Genomic DNA, 14,648 nt, shown 5'->3' on the forward strand with positions numbered 1-14,648 from the left:
CGATGGTCGTAATGCGAGAGGCGCTCGCTGCGATAGGGTTGCGACCACACGCACATATGAACGACCTTGCTATCACGAACGAAAATCGTGCGGTGGTCGTTCCCATACTTCTTAGCGGAATGCATTCGACGCGGAACTGGTCGACCATGATCGCAATTTGTACCGCGCTCGGAAGGCCGGAGTTGGCCGACGAAGTCATTCCAGAGGCGCTAGCGATGGTTAATTCAATGCCAACCGGCTACTACTTCACGGGCGTGACGGCTGCCGACGACGATCCGGACGGGGCGACGCTCGCGTTGTTGCTCGATCTGATTGCGCGGATCGCGCGGCCATCGCACGCGGGCCTACTGGTCGAACTGGCTGAGGATGACTCACTAGGAATCTCGCGCGCAGTTGTTATCAAGCGCCTTCCGGCGAAGGCAAAGAAAGAGGAGAGAATGCCCAGTGTGCTCATTGGGCTTCTTGATGACCCAGAGCCGAGTATTGTGATCGCCGGTATTGAAGCGCTAGGCCGCGTGAAGAGTCGGTCCGCACTGGAACGTATTCAGTCGCTAGCGGCGTCTGACGACCCGGATGTTCGGCGGGAAGCGCGGATTGCTGAACGAAAGATCCTCGCATCGTAGAGCGCCTCATTGGCCTGAGAATTGATCGCCAGACGGATCTTGCGCCCTTGACCCATCGATTGGCATCCGGGTCGGCTTGACCGCACAATGTCGAGCCTGGAGGCGCGTTGACTTGGCCTTGCGGATTGCCACCATGACGGCCGGTTCTCGCGAAGATGCGGCCGACGAGGTCCTGGATGAGGTCGCGGTCGAGCGACTTCGCCCTACTATGGTTTCGAACCTCGGGCTCGCTAGGACAAATTCTCAGAGCGTATCTCGGCGTTTCGAAACGCGAGTCTGCGGAGTAGAGATTGACGTCTCTCCGAGAACGTTCATAGGCACCGAAGTGTAAGGCGGAACAATAGAACTATGGTTGGCGCTCCCGCTTTGGGAAGCATTTATCGTTGCCGGCAAGTCCGGCGCAGCCGTGCGCGAAGCGCATTATCTCTTTCGCCGCGGCCAGTTTCAAGTGGAACTGAAGCGGATCAGCATTTACGGCGAGCGCGCGGAGTCTGATGCCTAGTCCGTTTCACCACCGGTCCCCTTTGCTCGGGATTGGGCTCGGGGAACGGGTCCGTGGATCGACAGACCGTGAAGAAATGGAATGGCGCAAATAAGGTTGCGGCAGTTGCCGTTCCCTCGCCTCGCCTCGCCTCGCATCAGCATGATCTTGCGCCCTGTGGCTGAAACGAACGACGGTTTGGACTGGGCTGACCCGTCGAACTGACTGTCTCGCCAGAACACCGCGCCGACGACCATCGACGCGTCACTTGCGAGTGTCGTGCGCGCCCGATTCTGTGGTGTGTTGGGCGACGTGGCAACGGTCTGAGCGGAGACTCACCCCGCCCTCCGAATTGCTATCCGGCGCGCCCACGGCGTCCGGCCGGCAGGAGTCCGCGGGTGCGCGCTTTCGCGACCCAGCCTTGGGCCGTGCTGAGCGCGACGCCGCTAATTTCGGCCATGGTCGCGGACGGGTTTCTGTCGCCTGTTGTCGTGAGCCGGCCATGCTGAAGTGCGACCAGCTCGTAGAAGTCTGGGGTCTGCTTAGGGTCGCCGAGCGGCTTGAGCAGGTCTCGCTCGGCGAACTTGCGACCGCTGGGGAGTTGGATCTTGCCGCCGGTGATGGTGGTGGTGCGTGCCATGGCGAATAGTCGCTTGTTGATGGCTGCTTCGATGCGGGCAGTCGGGGCTCGCGCAGAAGCTGGCTGGTGATCGGATCTCCGGGTACCCGCGGGAGGTAGACGACGCCGGTGATGCGGATCTCCTCGGGGACGGCGAACATCTGGCGCTGGACCCGGATGAACACGCGGGTCCCGGTCGCGGAGTGCTCGATGTAGCGCCAACGACCGTCGATCGTCGCGTTCTGCTCCGACTCGAGCTCTGCCCTGCGACTTTCGTCGCTGACAAACTGGTCGTCGTAGCCGAGCAGGTCATCGATGGCGGCGCTGGCATCGTCTGGTCGCTCTCCTGGGAAGCGCCTAGGCAGGTACCAGCCGGCGGGCAGGTCGTCCTGCACGAGCAGCCCGTCAATGGTCTGGTCACCGAGGCGGTGCGGGGGCGTGGACACGGCGTCAGCGTACGCGAAATCCCCGTTTGTCTCGTGTAGTTGCCGATACGCCCGCAAGTATGGTTCGATGTCAGATACTCGCAAAAACATGAGAAGTAGATGGGCGGAGCGTACGGCGCCGTCCCCGCCGACCTCGCGCTCACGGCGACCCGGCTGAACGGGAAGGAACGGCGATGAGCGTCGCGCACGACATTCCCGCCGACCGCTCACATCCGGCGAGCCCGATGCTGCTCGCCGCACCGGCCGCCGCCGCTCACGTCGGGGTCAGCATCGCGACCCTGCGGGTGGCCACTGCACTGGGTGAGGTCGCCTGCATTCGCCTTCGGGCTCGCGGCACCGGCGCACGCGGTCTCGTGCGCTGGCTCGAAGAGGATCTCGATGCCTGGGTCTTCGCCCATCGGGTCCCGGCCCGCCCAGAGCTGGTTGCCGGCACGCCGGCGGAACGAGCGAGCCGGACCCGCGTGCGGGTCACACCGCGAGGCCTGGGCACGCGGGGCCGCGGCATGCCCCTGCTGTCGGCTCGGTCAGCCCTGCGGGCGATGGACCAGGACTGAACCTCGGAGCTATCGGCCTTGACCCGAGCGTCGCGCCGGTAGCGGCAGGACCTTGGCGCCGCTGACGGCCCCGGCCGCGATGCTGTCGGCGATGGCCTCGTCGCGCTCGTCAGCGGCCCGCTGGTAGATCATCGCCGCGCGCGGTGTCGACTGGCCCATGCGTCGCATGATCTCCTTCGTCGACGCGCCCGTCTGAGCCGCGAGCGTTCCGCCGAGATGTCGGAACGAGTGGAACGTCACGCCGTCCAGTCCGATATCGGCCGCGGCGCGCTTCACGAGGGCGTCGATCCAGTTGTTCGGTGGGGGAGTGCCGTTCCGTGTAGCGAAGAGCAGGTCGTCCGCGCGCGGTCCGGCGAACGCCGAGAGGTGTGCGTCGAGGGCCGGCCGCAGGGTCTTCGGCAGGTGGATGACGCGTTCCGACGCGACCCGCTTTGTCTCCCGGAAGTTGCCGCGGTACCACTGCCTCGAGATCGTCGCCGTCATGCGGACCGTGTCGATGTCGCGTCGGCGCAGCGCGACGACTCGCCGTACCGGGCGGTGGACATCACCGCGAGGGTGACCAGGAACTGCCACCGCGGCGGCATCTGCGCTGCGATCTGGCGGGCCTGCTCGAGGTCGGGGGTGACCCGCGCCCGGTGCCGCGTCGTGCTCGCTCCCTTGATCCGGCACGGGTTCGCGGCGATGGCCCCGTCGTCGACGGCGACGTTCAGGATCTGGCGCAGGAGCGCGTACGAGCGGGCGCGCGCGGTCGGTGCGTTCTTGGCCTCCATGGTGGAGTACCAGTCGCGCACGGCCGGCGGGCTGATCTGTCCGAGCTTGAGCAGGCCGAACGTCGGGAGCAGGTGGTTGTCCAGGTAGCCCGCGTAGAGGCCTCCTTGGTCGTGGAGGCGACGCTCGCCGTGGTGAGCCACGAGGTGGCGAAGGCGTCGAAGCGCTGATGGGCTGCACCGGGGTCCGCCCAGGAGCCGCGCTCACGGTCGCGCTCCACCTCGTCGAGCCAGGCGCGTGCTGCCTTCTGCGTGCCAAACCGCGTCGGCTCGTAGGCGCGCTGGCCGTCGGGTCCGGGGTAGTAGGCCTGCCAGTAGCCGGCAGGCTTCAAGCGGGTGCCGCCGAACGGTCGTGGCACGAGGATGCCCCCAAGGTTACATAGCCAGTCAGGCGACGGCCTGGGAACCGAATGGGAACTGAAGCCGCCAAATCTGAGCGTACTTCGTCTCTGTGGGAACCGAAAGGTGGCCGAAATACGGGCCAGTGAGATGGCCAGAAACAGGCTCTGACCTGCGGGTACATGTGGAGCGGACGACGGGAATCGAACCCGCGTAGCCAGTTTGGAAGACTGGGGCTCTACCATTGAGCTACGTCCGCACTGGTCCGGGGTCTGCAGCTGCAGCCCGGACGCGGCACCCAGGGTACCGGGTGCGTGAGGGCGCAACGTGCACCCGCCGGCCTCCGGGCCTGATCGGGTGCGCCGGGATGTGGCGCAGGTTGGTAGCGCGTCCGCTTTGGGAGCGGAAGGTCGTGGGTTCGAATCCCGCCATCCCGACCGATCGTCGTGACGAGTGCCGGTCCGCGCGGCTCCCACCATCGCGCGGCGCGCGGCAACACACTTGCCCCCGTGCTCCACCTGCGCATCTCGGTCCCCGGCGACCTCACGGTCGGCGTACTGGACGTGCTCGAGCGGCAGCCCGCCGTGAGTGGCCTCGCCGTTATCGAGGGCGCGTCGAGACGGCCCGTGGGCGACATCGTGCTGGCGGACGTGGCCCGTGAGGCCGTCAACGTCATCATCGACGAGCTCGTCGAGCTCGGGGTCCAGCGCGAGGGCACCCTGCAGGTCGAGACGGTGGACACCTGGGTGTCGCAGCGCGCGTTCGACGCCGAGCGGATCGCACCGGGCAGCAGCGCCGACTCGGTCGTCTGGACCGACGTCACGGCGCAGGCCTACGGCAACTCCGAGCTCAACTGGACCTATCTGAGCTTCATGTGCCTGGCGACGCTCATCGCCGGCATCGCGATCGTCCTCGACTCGCAGATCCTGGTCATCGGCGCGATGGTCCTGGGCCCGGAGTTCGGACCGATCGCCGCGCTCGGCGTGGCGCTGGTGCGTCGCCGGTTCCACCTGCTCCGCCTCGCCCTGGCCACCCTCGTCGTCGGGTTCGTGGTCGCGATCACCGTGACCTGCGTCGCGGGCCTCGTCGGCAAGGCGCTCGGGTGGGTGACCGTCGAGGGGTTCACCGCGCCACGACCGGAGACCGCCTTCATCTACACGCCGGACAAGTGGTCGTTCATCGTGGCGGTGATCGCCGGTGCGGCGGGGGTGCTGTCGCTGACGTCCGCCCGGGTCGGTGGCCTGTCCGGCGTGTTCATCTCCGTCACCACCGTTCCCGCCGCCGGCAACATCGCCCTGGGTCTCGCGTTCGGTCAGCTCGCCGAGGTCCGCGGGAGCGCGCTCCAGCTCGTCGTCAACATCTTCGGCATGGCGCTCGCAGGCTGGCTCACCCTGGCCTTCCAGAAGACCGTGTGGAACCGGTTCGCCGATCGGCGCGAGCGGCTGCGGCAGAGGATCCGCGGCAGCCGCTGATCTCCGACCGAGAGCCGGGCGGAAACGATCTCCGTCGGGCGAGCCCCCGCCGAGAAGACAGCTGTCGACGTCTCATCGCGGCTTCGCGTCGACAACTGCCTTGTCGGTCGGCGCCGACGACGCCGACCCGCTACCGAGTCGCGATCTGTCGTGCACGTGTCCGTCCCTCCGAGTGAGGGGACCGGGTTGGGGAGGGTGCGGACGTGTCGTAAGATCGAGGGTCGCCAGCGCGCGCCCGACGGGCTTGCGCGCGGCCATGAGCACGAAGAACCGCGGAGAAGACCACGGAGAACGCCGGACTCGCCGGCGCCGGACCCGATCAGTTGGAGACCATCGAAGTGAAGAGCGCCGTCGAGACCCTGGACCCGACCAAGGTCAAGCTGACCGTCGAGGTGACGTACGACGAGCTCAAGCCGAGCATCGCGCACGCCTACGAGCACATCGCGCAGGACGTCACCGTGCCGGGCTTCCGCAAGGGCAAGGTCCCGCCGCGCATCATCGACCAGCGCGTCGGTCGTCCCGCGGTCCTGGAGCACGCGATCAACGAGGGTCTGTCCGGCTTCTACGCCGAGGCCGTCCGCGAGAACAAGCTGCGCCCGCTCGGCCAGCCCGAGGTCGAGGTCACGCAGGTCCCCGGCCTGACCGCTGCGCCCGCCGGCGAGGAGGGCGAGCTGCACTTCACCGCCGAGGTCGAGGTCCGCCCCGAGATCACGGTCCCCGCGTTCGACGGCATCGCGATCACGGTCGACGACGTCGAGGTCTCCGACGAGGACGTCGCCGGCCGCCTGGACGCCCTGCGCGAGCGCTTCGGCACCCTCGTGGGCATCGACCGGCCGGCCGTCGAGAAGGACTTCGTCGTGCTGGACCTCGTCGCCAAGATCGGTGAGGAAGAGGTCGACACGGTCAGTGGCGTCAGCTACGAGATCGGCTCGGGCAACATGCTCGAGGGTCTCGACGAGGCGCTGACGGGCCTCTCGGCCGGCGAGACCACGACGTTCGAGACGGCCCTCGCGGGCGGCGAGCACGAGGGCGAGACCGCCCTGGTGACCGTCACGGCGACCACCGTCAAGGAGCGCCAGCTCCCCGAGGCCGACGACGACTTCGCCCAGCTTGCCAGCGAGTTCGACACGCTCGAGGAGCTGACGACCGACCTGCGCGAGCAGGCGTCGAAGACCAAGATCTCCAACCAGGCCGTCCAGGCCCGCGACCTGCTGCTCGAGCAGCTGCTCGCCGGCACCGAGATCCCGGTCCCGCAGGGCGTCGTCGAGGCCGAGGTGCACCGCCACCTCGAGGGTGAGGGTCGTCTCGAGGACGACACCCACCGCGCCGAGGTCGGCGAGCAGGCCACCACCGCGCTGCGCAACCAGATCCTCCTGGACACCCTGGCCGAGCAGCTCGAGATCAAGGTCAGCCAGCCCGAGCTGCTGGACTACCTGGTGAGCGCGTCGCGCCAGTACGGGATGGACCCGAACACGTTCATCCAGACGATCGACCAGCAGGGCCAGATCGGCACCATGGTCGCCGAGGTCGCGCGCTCCAAGGCGCTCGCCGTGGCGTTGCGTCGCGTGGAGGTCAAGGACTCTGCCGGCAACGCCGTCGACCTGAGCGACTTCATCGGCACCGACGAGGAGGACGCGGCCGAGGAGATCGCCCAGCAGGAGTCCGTGCTGGCCGACGTCGTGTCCGAGGCCGACGTCGAGGCCCAGCCGAACACGAGCGCCGCCAGCGACATCTCGGCGTTCACCGAGGACGCCAAGGCCTGACGAAGCCGTCCGAGGGCCCCGTACCGACCCGGTCGGTACGGGGCCCTCGTGCATCCGGCGCGTATCGGGCGCCCGGCTCTGCCGTCAGCGAAAACGCTCGCGGCGGGGACATGGACGGGTGCGGCTCCGCGTTAGGGTCACTGCATCGCACAGGTGGGACGGGGTGTTCCCGGGCGCCACGGGCGATGCAGGACAGTTGTCACCCGTCTGACGAGGGAGCCTTCGTGAACGAGCACGTGCCGACGCTGGCCAGGGCCGAGTCCCCGGCATTCGGCCTCAATGACTCCATCTACAACCGACTCCTGCGCGAGCGCATCATCTGGCTGGGCTCCGAGGTGCGCGACGACAACGCGAACGCGATCTGCGCGCAGATGCTCCTGCTCGCAGCAGAGGACCCCGACAAGGACATCTGGCTGTACATCAACTCGCCCGGTGGCTCGATCACCGCGGGCATGGCGATCTACGACACGATGCAGTTCATCCAGCCGGACGTCGCGACGATCGCGATGGGCATGGCGGCCTCGATGGGGCAGTTCCTGCTCTCGTCGGGCGCGCAGGGCAAGCGGTACGCCACCCCCCACGCCCGCGTCATGATGCACCAGCCGTCCGGCGGCATCGGCGGCACGGCCACCGACGTCCGCATCAACGCGCAGCTGATCCTGCACATGAAGACGGTGCTGGCCGAGCTCACCGCCGGGCAGACCGGCAAGACCGTCGACCAGATCAACAGCGACGCCGACCGCGACCGCTGGTTCACCGCCACCGAGGCCCTCGAGTACGGCTTCATCGACCACGTGGTCGAGAAGGCTGACTCGGTCGCCGGTGGCGGCGGTACCAACTGACGCCGGTCACCCACGTCGCCGTCATCACCATCTTGAGGAGAATCTCGTGAGCATGGAATCCCAGTTCATGGCCCGCGCGGGGATGCTCGCGGGTCCCGGCGGCCTGGCGCCCTCGTCGCCGGCCGGCCGCTACGTGCTGCCGCAGTTCGAGGAGCGCACGGCCTACGGCTTCAAGCGCCAGGACCCGTACACCAAGCTGTTCGAGGACCGCATCATCTTCCTCGGCGTGCAGGTGGACGACGCCTCGGCCGACGACGTCATGGCGCAGCTCCTGGTGCTCGAGAGCACCGACCCGGACCGCGACATCATCCTGTACATCAACTCGCCCGGCGGCTCGTTCACGGCGCTGACGGCGATCTACGACACGATGCAGTACATCAAGCCGCACATCCAGACGGTCTGCCTCGGGCAGGCCGCCTCCGCCGCGGCCGTGCTGCTGGCGGCCGGCTCGCCCGGCAAGCGCCTGGCCCTGCCCAACGCGCGCGTGCTGATCCACCAGCCCGCGATGGAGGGCGGCGGCTACGCGCAGGCCTCGGACATCGAGATCCACGCGAACGAGCTCATCCGCATGCGCGAGTGGCTCGAGCTGACCATCGCGCACCACACGGGACGCGACATCGAGCTGGTCCGCAAGGACATCGAGCGCGACAAGATCCTGACGGCGCAGCAGGCGCAGGAGTACGGGATCGTCGACCAGGTTCTCGAGAGCCGCAAGGGTGTCGTCGCGACGACGGTCCAGCCGAAGTAGTCAGCAGGACCACCGTCCAAGGCAGTCACGGACCGGGTCGCGACAACGCGGCCCGGTCCGTGGACCATCCGGGGAGATTTCCGAACCCGGCGCACCACGCTCCGTGTGTTCGGCTGACATCCCGGCCGGTGTGGTGTGCAATGGGGAGCGCGCACCCTACGGGGTCGCGCAGCAATGACGCATCGCCCGCCGGGCGGAGGCGACACGAGAGAGGGGATCGACGTGGCTCGCATCGGAGACGGGGCCGATCTCCTGAAGTGCTCGTTCTGCGGGAAGTCCCAGAAGCAGGTCAAGAAGCTGATCGCGGGCCCTGGGGTCTACATCTGCGACGAGTGCATCGAGCTGTGCAACGAGATCATCGAGGAAGAGCTGGCGGAGGCCACCGAGGTCGGGCTGGTCGAGCTGCCCAAGCCCAAGGAGATCTTCGAGTTCCTCGAGCAGTACATCATCGGCCAGGAGTCGGCCAAGCGGGCCCTCTCGGTGGCCGTCTACAACCACTACAAGCGTGTCCAGGCCGGTGAGGCCGGTCGCACCTCGACCGACGACCCCATCGAGATCGCGAAGTCGAACATCCTGCTCGTGGGCCCCACCGGCACCGGCAAGACGTACCTCGCGCAGACCCTGGCCCGCATGCTGAACGTCCCGTTCGCCATCGCGGACGCCACCGCCCTGACGGAGGCCGGTTACGTCGGCGAGGACGTCGAGAACATCCTGCTCAAGCTCATCCAGGCCGCTGACTACGACGTCAAGAAGGCCGAGTCGGGCATCATCTACATCGACGAGATCGACAAGATCGCCCGCAAGAGCGAGAATCCGTCGATCACGCGCGACGTCTCCGGCGAGGGCGTCCAGCAGGCGCTGCTCAAGATCATCGAGGGCACCACGGCCTCGGTGCCGCCGCAGGGCGGCCGCAAGCACCCGCACCAGGAGTTCATCCAGATCGACACCACGAACGTGCTGTTCATCGTGGCCGGGGCGTTCTCGGGTCTCGACGACATCATCGCGGCCCGTGCGCGCAAGCGCGTCGTGGGCTTCGGTGCCCCGCTGCTGGAGTCCGTCGACGAGGGCGACCTGTTCTCCGAGGTCCGCCCCGAGGACCTGCAGAAGTACGGTCTGATCCCCGAGTTCATCGGTCGCCTGCCCGTGGTCGCCGCGGTTGCGCGGCTCGACCAGGACGCGCTCGTCCGCATCCTCACGGAGCCCAAGAACGCCCTGGTCAAGCAGTACCAGCGGATGTTCCAGATCGACGGCGTCGAGCTCGAGTTCGACGACGAGGCCGTGGCCGCGATCGCCGACCAGGCGCTCCTGCGCGGGACCGGTGCTCGTGGTCTGCGCGCGATCATGGAGGAAGTGCTCCAGCAGGTCATGTTCGAGGTCCCCAGCCGCGACGACGTCGCCCGCGTGCTGATCACGCGCGCGGTCGTGCTGGAGAACGTGAACCCGACCCTCGTGCCGCGGGAGACCCCGCGCGAGAAGCGCCCGCCGCGCGAGAAGAGCGCCTGACCTCGCGAAGCGAGCGCCTAGGATCGCGTCCGTGAGCGACCTCCCCACGCCGATCCCGGCCGAGCTGGCACGGCTGCGCGGCAGCATCGACAACATCGACGCCGCCCTGATCTACCTGCTGGCGGAGCGCTTCAAGTCGACCCAGCAGGTCGGCGTGCTCAAGGCGACGCGAGGCATGCCTCCGTCGGACCCCGGACGCGAGGAGCAGCAGGTCGCGCGCCTGCGGCAGCTGGCGCACGAGGCCGACCTCGACCCGGTGTTCGCCGAGAAGTTCCTCGCGTTCATCGTCGAGGAGGTCATCCGGCACCACGAGGAGATCGCGCAGGACCACGCGACCCGATCCTGACCGGATCGCTCGCGCGGGGTAGCGCTGGCTGGGCAGGTGGCGGAAGGTAGACAGGGTCAGCTCCGGCGGGCCGTACGGGGGGGATCCCGCGACCGCTGGGGAGCGTCGATCCCGGAGGATCTGCCCATGGACCTGCACTGGCTCAAGCCCCTGCTCGGACGCCCGTCGCCGTTCACGACCGTGTACCTGGACGTGACCCGTGCCGACGCGGCCGGGGAGGCCGAGGCCGCCGACCGCTGGAAGGCCGTCCGACGTCAGCTGGAGCGCGATGGTGCGCCCGCTCGCGTGCTGGACGAGATCGGAGAGCTCGTCGCCACCCCGACCGGGGTTCGCGGTCCGCACGGTCGCGTGATCGTGTCGGACGCCGACGGGGTGGTCGTCGACCGCGTGCTGGCCGAGCCGCCCGCGCAGGCGCACGCCGTGCACGGCCCGGTGCCGGCGCTGCTGCCCGCCGTCCGCGCCGCCGACCAGACCGTCAGCTACCTGCTCGTCGAGGTGGACCGCAACGGAGCGGACCTCACCTGGGCGACCGGCGGGAGCGTGCGTACCTTGGGCGGGCCCGAGGTCGAGACCGTCGAGGGTGGGCACGACGACGTGCACAAGACCCGCGAGGGTGGGCTCGACCGGCGCAGCCAGACCCGGGCGGAGGACTCCTGGCAGCGCAACGCCGAGGCGGTCGCCGCCGTGCTCGACAAGCGGGTGTCCGAGCGGAGCCCCGATCTCGTCGTCCTCACCGGCGACGGTCGAGCCGTGGGGATGGTGCGGGACGCCGTGGCGCAGCACGTCACGGAGGTGCTCGTCGAGGTGCCCGGCGGAGCGCGTGGCGACGGCGTCAACCAGGACGTGTTCGACAGCCGCGTGGTCGAGGTGCTCAGCGGCTTCCGCGGCCGTCGTCGGGACGCGGTGCTCGCGCGGTTCCGGGAGGCCCAGGGGCGCGGCGAGGGTGCCGTGACCACGCTGGACGACGTCATCGAGGTGCTCCGGCGCGGGCAGGTGTCCGAGCTGGTGCTGCACGTCGACGCGCTCTCCCAGGGGCTCTCTGAGCAGCAGCTCTGGGTGGGCGACGAGCCGTTGCAGCTGGCGTCGTCCGCCGCGGACCTCGCGTCGATCGGCGTCTCCGAAGGCGCGCGCCAGCTGCCCGCCGACGTGGCGCTGGTGCGAGCCGCGATCGGTCAGGACGCCGGTCTCACGTTCGCGGAGAACGGCTCGGTGGACCTGGTGGACGGGATCGGCGCTGTCCTGCGCTGGTCGGACGGCTCCACGCCGAGCGAGGCGGTCCCCACCCAGTCGGCGGACCAGGCGCGCCTGCGCACGGTCGTCTAGCGGCGCGGTCGTCCAGCACCACGGACGTCCGAGCAGGTGCGCGCCACGGGCCGCACCTGCTCGGACATTCGTGCGTCAGGCTGCGGGCGCCGGGACCAGCTCGGCGCTCGAGGCCACCACGGTGTCCGAGTCGCCGTCCGTCAGGGACAGCGTGCCCGTGACCCGGCCGGCCGAGCGGACGTCGTCGAGCGCGACCTCGACGCCGGGGCGCAGGGCCACCGGCACGGCGAGCGTGACCGCGGCGATCTCCGTGCGCATGGAGACCTTGGCCTCGGACTTCACCTTGCGCAGCGCGGTCAGGGCGGACCCGGCCGCGCTCACCACGCCGGCGTCGGCGGACCCGGCCGCGGCACGCAGCGGAGCGGTGTCCGGCCACGGCGCGCGGTGCACCGACCCCTCGCGCCACCACGACCAGACCTCTTCGGTCGCGAACGGGAGGACCGGCGCGAACAGGCGGAGCAGGACGTCGAGCGCGATCGCGAGCGCTGTCCGGGCGGACTGCGCTGCGTCGCCGTCCGAGTAGGCGCGGTCCTTGACCAGCTCGAGGTAGTCGTCGCAGAACGTCCAGAAGAACGTCTCGGTGAGCTCCAGCGCTCGCGTGTGGTCGTAGGCGACGAGCGCGGCCGTCGCCTTGTCGACGACGTCCGCGAGACCGGCGAGCATCGCGCGGTCGATCTCGGCGGTGACGTCGGCTTGGTCGAGCGAGAGCTCGGCCGAGGCGTCGCCGAACGAGAGCGCGAACTTCGAGGCGTTGAGGACCTTGATCGCCAGGCGGCGGCCGATCTTCATCTGGCCGACCTCGAACGCGGCGTCGGTGCCCAGGCGCGCCGACGCGGCCCAGTACCGGACGGCGTCCGAGCCGTGCTCTTCCAGCAGCCCCATGGGCGTGACGACGTTGCCGACCGACTTCGACATCTTCTTGCGGTCCGGGTCCAGGATCCAGCCGCTGATCGCGGCCGACGACCACGGCAGCGAGCCGTGCTCGAGGTGCGACCGCACGACCGTCGAGAACAGCCAGGTGCGGATGATGTCCTGGCCCTGGGGACGCAGGTCCATGGGGAACACGCGCGCGAACAGGTCGGGATCGGTGCGCCAGCCGCCGACGATCTGCGGGGTCAGGGGAGCTGGTCGCCCAGGTGTCCATGATGTCCGGGTCGCCGACGAAGCCGCCGGGCACGCCGCGCTGGTCGGCCGTGTAGCCGACGGGGACGTCGGAGGACGGGTCGATCGGCAGCTGGTCCTCGGACGGGACTAGCGGTGTGGCGTAGACGGGCTCGCCGTCCGCGTCGAGCGCGTACCAGAGGGGGAACGGCACGCCGAAGAACCGCTGCCGCGAGACGAGCCAGTCGCCGTTGAGACCGCCCACCCAGTTCTCGTAGCGCACGCGCATGAACTCGGGGTTGAACCCGAGCTCGGCGCCGCGGGCGAGCAGCGCGTCGCGCAGGGACTCGTCGCGACCGCCGTTGCGGATGTACCACTGGCGGCTGGTGACGATCTCGAGCGGCTTGTCGCCCTTCTCGTAGAAGTTCGCCTTGCGCTGGGTCTTGACCGGCTCGCCGTCCAGGTCGCCCGACGAGCGCAGCCCGGCGACGACCGCCTCGCGCGCGGTGAACGTGGTCTTGCCGGCAGCTTCCTCGTACGTGGCCCGCCCCGCCTCGGACGAGATCCAGTCCGGGGTGTCGCGCAGGATGCGGCCGTCGCGACCCATGACCGAGCGCGTGGGCAGCGGCAGCTCGCGCCACCACTGGACGTCGGTCAGGTCGCCGAACGTGCAGCACATCGCGATGCCCGCACCCTTGTCGGGCTCGGCGCCGGGGTGGGCCAGCACGGGCAGCTCGACGTCGAACAGCGGCGAGCGCACGGTCGTGCCGAACAGGTGCTGGTAGCGCTCGTCGGACGGGTGGGCGATGAGCGCGACGCAGGCGGGGAGCAGCTCCGGGCGCGTGGTCTCGATGTAGACGGGTCCGGCGGCGCCGTGGAACGCGACGCGGTGGAACGCACCCGGGTAGTCGCGGGCCTCGAGCTCGGCCTGGGCGACCGCTGTCTGGAACGTCACGTCCCACAGGCCCGGCGCCTCCGCCTGGTAGGCCTCGTCGCGCGCGAGGTTCCGCAGGAACGCCTGCTGGGCCACGGCACGGGAGGGCGCCGAGACCGTCTGGTAGGTCATGCCCCAGTCGACCGAGAGGCCGAGCCGGCGCCAGAGGGCCTCGAACTGGCGCTCGTCGTCCACCGTGAGGCGCTCGCACAGCTCGACGAAGTTGCGGCGGCTCACGGGCACCTGCTGGGCGCCCTTGGGCACGTCACCGTCGAACGGCGGCTCGAACGACGCCTCGTACTGCAGGGACGGGTCGCAGCGGACGCCGTAGTAGTTCTGCACGCGGCGCTCGGTGGGCAGGCCGTTGTCGTCCCAGCCCATCGGGTAGAACACCTCGCGCCCCCGCATCCGCTGGAAGCGCGCGACCACGTCGGTGTGCGTGTAGGAGAACACGTGGCCCACGTGCAACGAGCCCGAGACGGTGGGCGGCGGGGTGTCGATCGAGTACACCTGCTCGCGCGTGGCCGTCCGGTCGAACGTGTGCAGACCCTGCTCGGTCCACGTCGCGTCCCAGCGGTCCTCCACCCCGTCGAGGGAGACCTTGTCCGGGACGTGTCGCGGGGCCGTGATGCGCAGGGGGGACTTGGGAGCTCATGGGGCCCTATCTTCCCAGATCGGCCGGTGCGACGAGTCCGCGTCCACGTCACCGATGAACGGTCGGCCACGTCTCGGTGAACAGTGCGGCGGATCGCACCCCCGGATGGCAAGATCGCCGTTCGCCGGGTCA

The 14,648-nt window shown here is 69.1% G+C and carries 13 protein-coding genes, 2 tRNA genes and 2 pseudogenes; 11 read left to right on the plus strand and 6 right to left on the minus strand.

Annotated features, from left to right (window positions below; translation table 11 throughout):
- The first annotated feature begins 56 nt into the window (after positions 1 to 56).
- Positions 57 to 623, plus strand: coding sequence for a HEAT repeat domain-containing protein (locus AC38ZX_RS07275; protein ID WP_491296854.1), 567 nt, complete (start codon positions 57 to 59; stop codon positions 621 to 623).
- Between the two features lie 352 nt (positions 624 to 975).
- Complete coding sequence (locus AC38ZX_RS07280) at positions 976 to 1,125, plus strand: hypothetical protein (RefSeq protein WP_491296855.1); 150 nt, start codon at positions 976 to 978, stop codon at positions 1,123 to 1,125.
- A gap of 334 nt (positions 1,126 to 1,459) precedes the next feature.
- On the opposite strand, the gene AC38ZX_RS07285 is transcribed toward AC38ZX_RS07280, so the two are convergent.
- Positions 1,460 to 1,744: a hypothetical protein gene (locus tag AC38ZX_RS07285; RefSeq protein ID WP_491296856.1), complete on the minus strand. Its 285-nt coding sequence runs from the start codon at positions 1,742 to 1,744 to the stop codon at positions 1,460 to 1,462.
- Between the two features lie 598 nt (positions 1,745 to 2,342).
- Between AC38ZX_RS07285 and AC38ZX_RS07290 the strand changes: the two genes are divergently transcribed.
- On the plus strand, positions 2,343 to 2,723 hold the full coding sequence (locus AC38ZX_RS07290; RefSeq protein WP_491296857.1) for a hypothetical protein: 381 nt from the start codon (positions 2,343 to 2,345) through the stop codon (positions 2,721 to 2,723).
- Positions 2,724 to 2,732: 9 nt separating this feature from the next.
- On the opposite strand, the gene AC38ZX_RS07295 is transcribed toward AC38ZX_RS07290, so the two are convergent.
- The 4 genes and pseudogenes from AC38ZX_RS07295 to AC38ZX_RS07310 form a co-directional block, all read right to left on the minus strand.
- Positions 2,733 to 3,206, minus strand: a complete 474-nt coding sequence (locus AC38ZX_RS07295) for a tyrosine-type recombinase/integrase (protein WP_491296859.1) — start codon at positions 3,204 to 3,206, stop codon at positions 2,733 to 2,735.
- On the minus strand, positions 3,203 to 3,634 hold the full coding sequence (locus AC38ZX_RS07300; RefSeq protein ID WP_491297571.1) for a hypothetical protein: 432 nt from the start codon (positions 3,632 to 3,634) through the stop codon (positions 3,203 to 3,205). Before AC38ZX_RS07300 ends, AC38ZX_RS07295 begins: the two co-directional genes overlap by 4 nt.
- Positions 3,635 to 3,753: 119 nt before the next feature.
- Positions 3,754 to 3,849: pseudogene (locus tag AC38ZX_RS07305) on the minus strand (hypothetical protein); the annotation flags it as partial.
- Between the two features lie 165 nt (positions 3,850 to 4,014).
- A tRNA-Gly gene (locus tag AC38ZX_RS07310) sits at positions 4,015 to 4,088 on the minus strand.
- Between the two features lie 104 nt (positions 4,089 to 4,192).
- On the opposite strand from AC38ZX_RS07310, the gene AC38ZX_RS07315 reads away from it, so the two are divergent.
- The 8 genes from AC38ZX_RS07315 to AC38ZX_RS07350 all read left to right on the plus strand — a co-directional run bounded on the left by AC38ZX_RS07315 (position 4,193) and on the right by AC38ZX_RS07350 (position 11,826).
- Positions 4,193 to 4,266: transfer RNA gene (locus AC38ZX_RS07315), tRNA-Pro, on the plus strand.
- Between the two features lie 72 nt (positions 4,267 to 4,338).
- Positions 4,339 to 5,301, plus strand: coding sequence for a DUF389 domain-containing protein (locus AC38ZX_RS07320; protein ID WP_491296860.1), 963 nt, complete (start codon positions 4,339 to 4,341; stop codon positions 5,299 to 5,301).
- 338 nt (positions 5,302 to 5,639) lie between these two features.
- Entirely contained in the window at positions 5,640 to 7,064 is a 1,425-nt protein-coding gene (gene tig, locus AC38ZX_RS07325) for a trigger factor (protein ID WP_491296861.1), read from the plus strand.
- A gap of 224 nt (positions 7,065 to 7,288) precedes the next feature.
- A complete protein-coding gene (locus AC38ZX_RS07330; protein ID WP_426595172.1) occupies positions 7,289 to 7,906 on the plus strand; it encodes an ATP-dependent Clp protease proteolytic subunit in 618 nt (205 codons plus the stop codon).
- A gap of 46 nt (positions 7,907 to 7,952) precedes the next feature.
- Positions 7,953 to 8,654 carry an ATP-dependent Clp protease proteolytic subunit gene (locus AC38ZX_RS07335; protein WP_426595173.1) on the plus strand — a complete coding sequence of 234 codons (702 nt, stop codon included), beginning with the start codon at positions 7,953 to 7,955 and terminating at the stop codon, positions 8,652 to 8,654.
- 222 nt (positions 8,655 to 8,876) lie between these two features.
- Complete coding sequence (gene clpX / locus AC38ZX_RS07340) at positions 8,877 to 10,157, plus strand: ATP-dependent Clp protease ATP-binding subunit ClpX (protein ID WP_426595174.1); 1,281 nt, start codon at positions 8,877 to 8,879, stop codon at positions 10,155 to 10,157.
- A 31-nt stretch (positions 10,158 to 10,188) separates the two neighbouring features.
- Positions 10,189 to 10,503 (plus strand): chorismate mutase, encoded by a 315-nt coding sequence (locus tag AC38ZX_RS07345; RefSeq protein WP_426595175.1) that lies wholly within the window; start codon positions 10,189 to 10,191, stop codon positions 10,501 to 10,503.
- A gap of 126 nt (positions 10,504 to 10,629) precedes the next feature.
- Entirely contained in the window at positions 10,630 to 11,826 is a 1,197-nt protein-coding gene (locus tag AC38ZX_RS07350) for a baeRF2 domain-containing protein (RefSeq protein ID WP_491296862.1), read from the plus strand.
- A 75-nt stretch (positions 11,827 to 11,901) separates the two neighbouring features.
- On the opposite strand, the pseudogene valS reads toward AC38ZX_RS07350, so the two are convergent.
- A pseudogene (valS, locus tag AC38ZX_RS07355) lies at positions 11,902 to 14,497 on the minus strand (valine--tRNA ligase).
- Positions 14,498 to 14,648 lie beyond the last annotated feature (151 nt).

It is taken from the genome of Cellulomonas sp. McL0606, assembly GCF_058248365.1.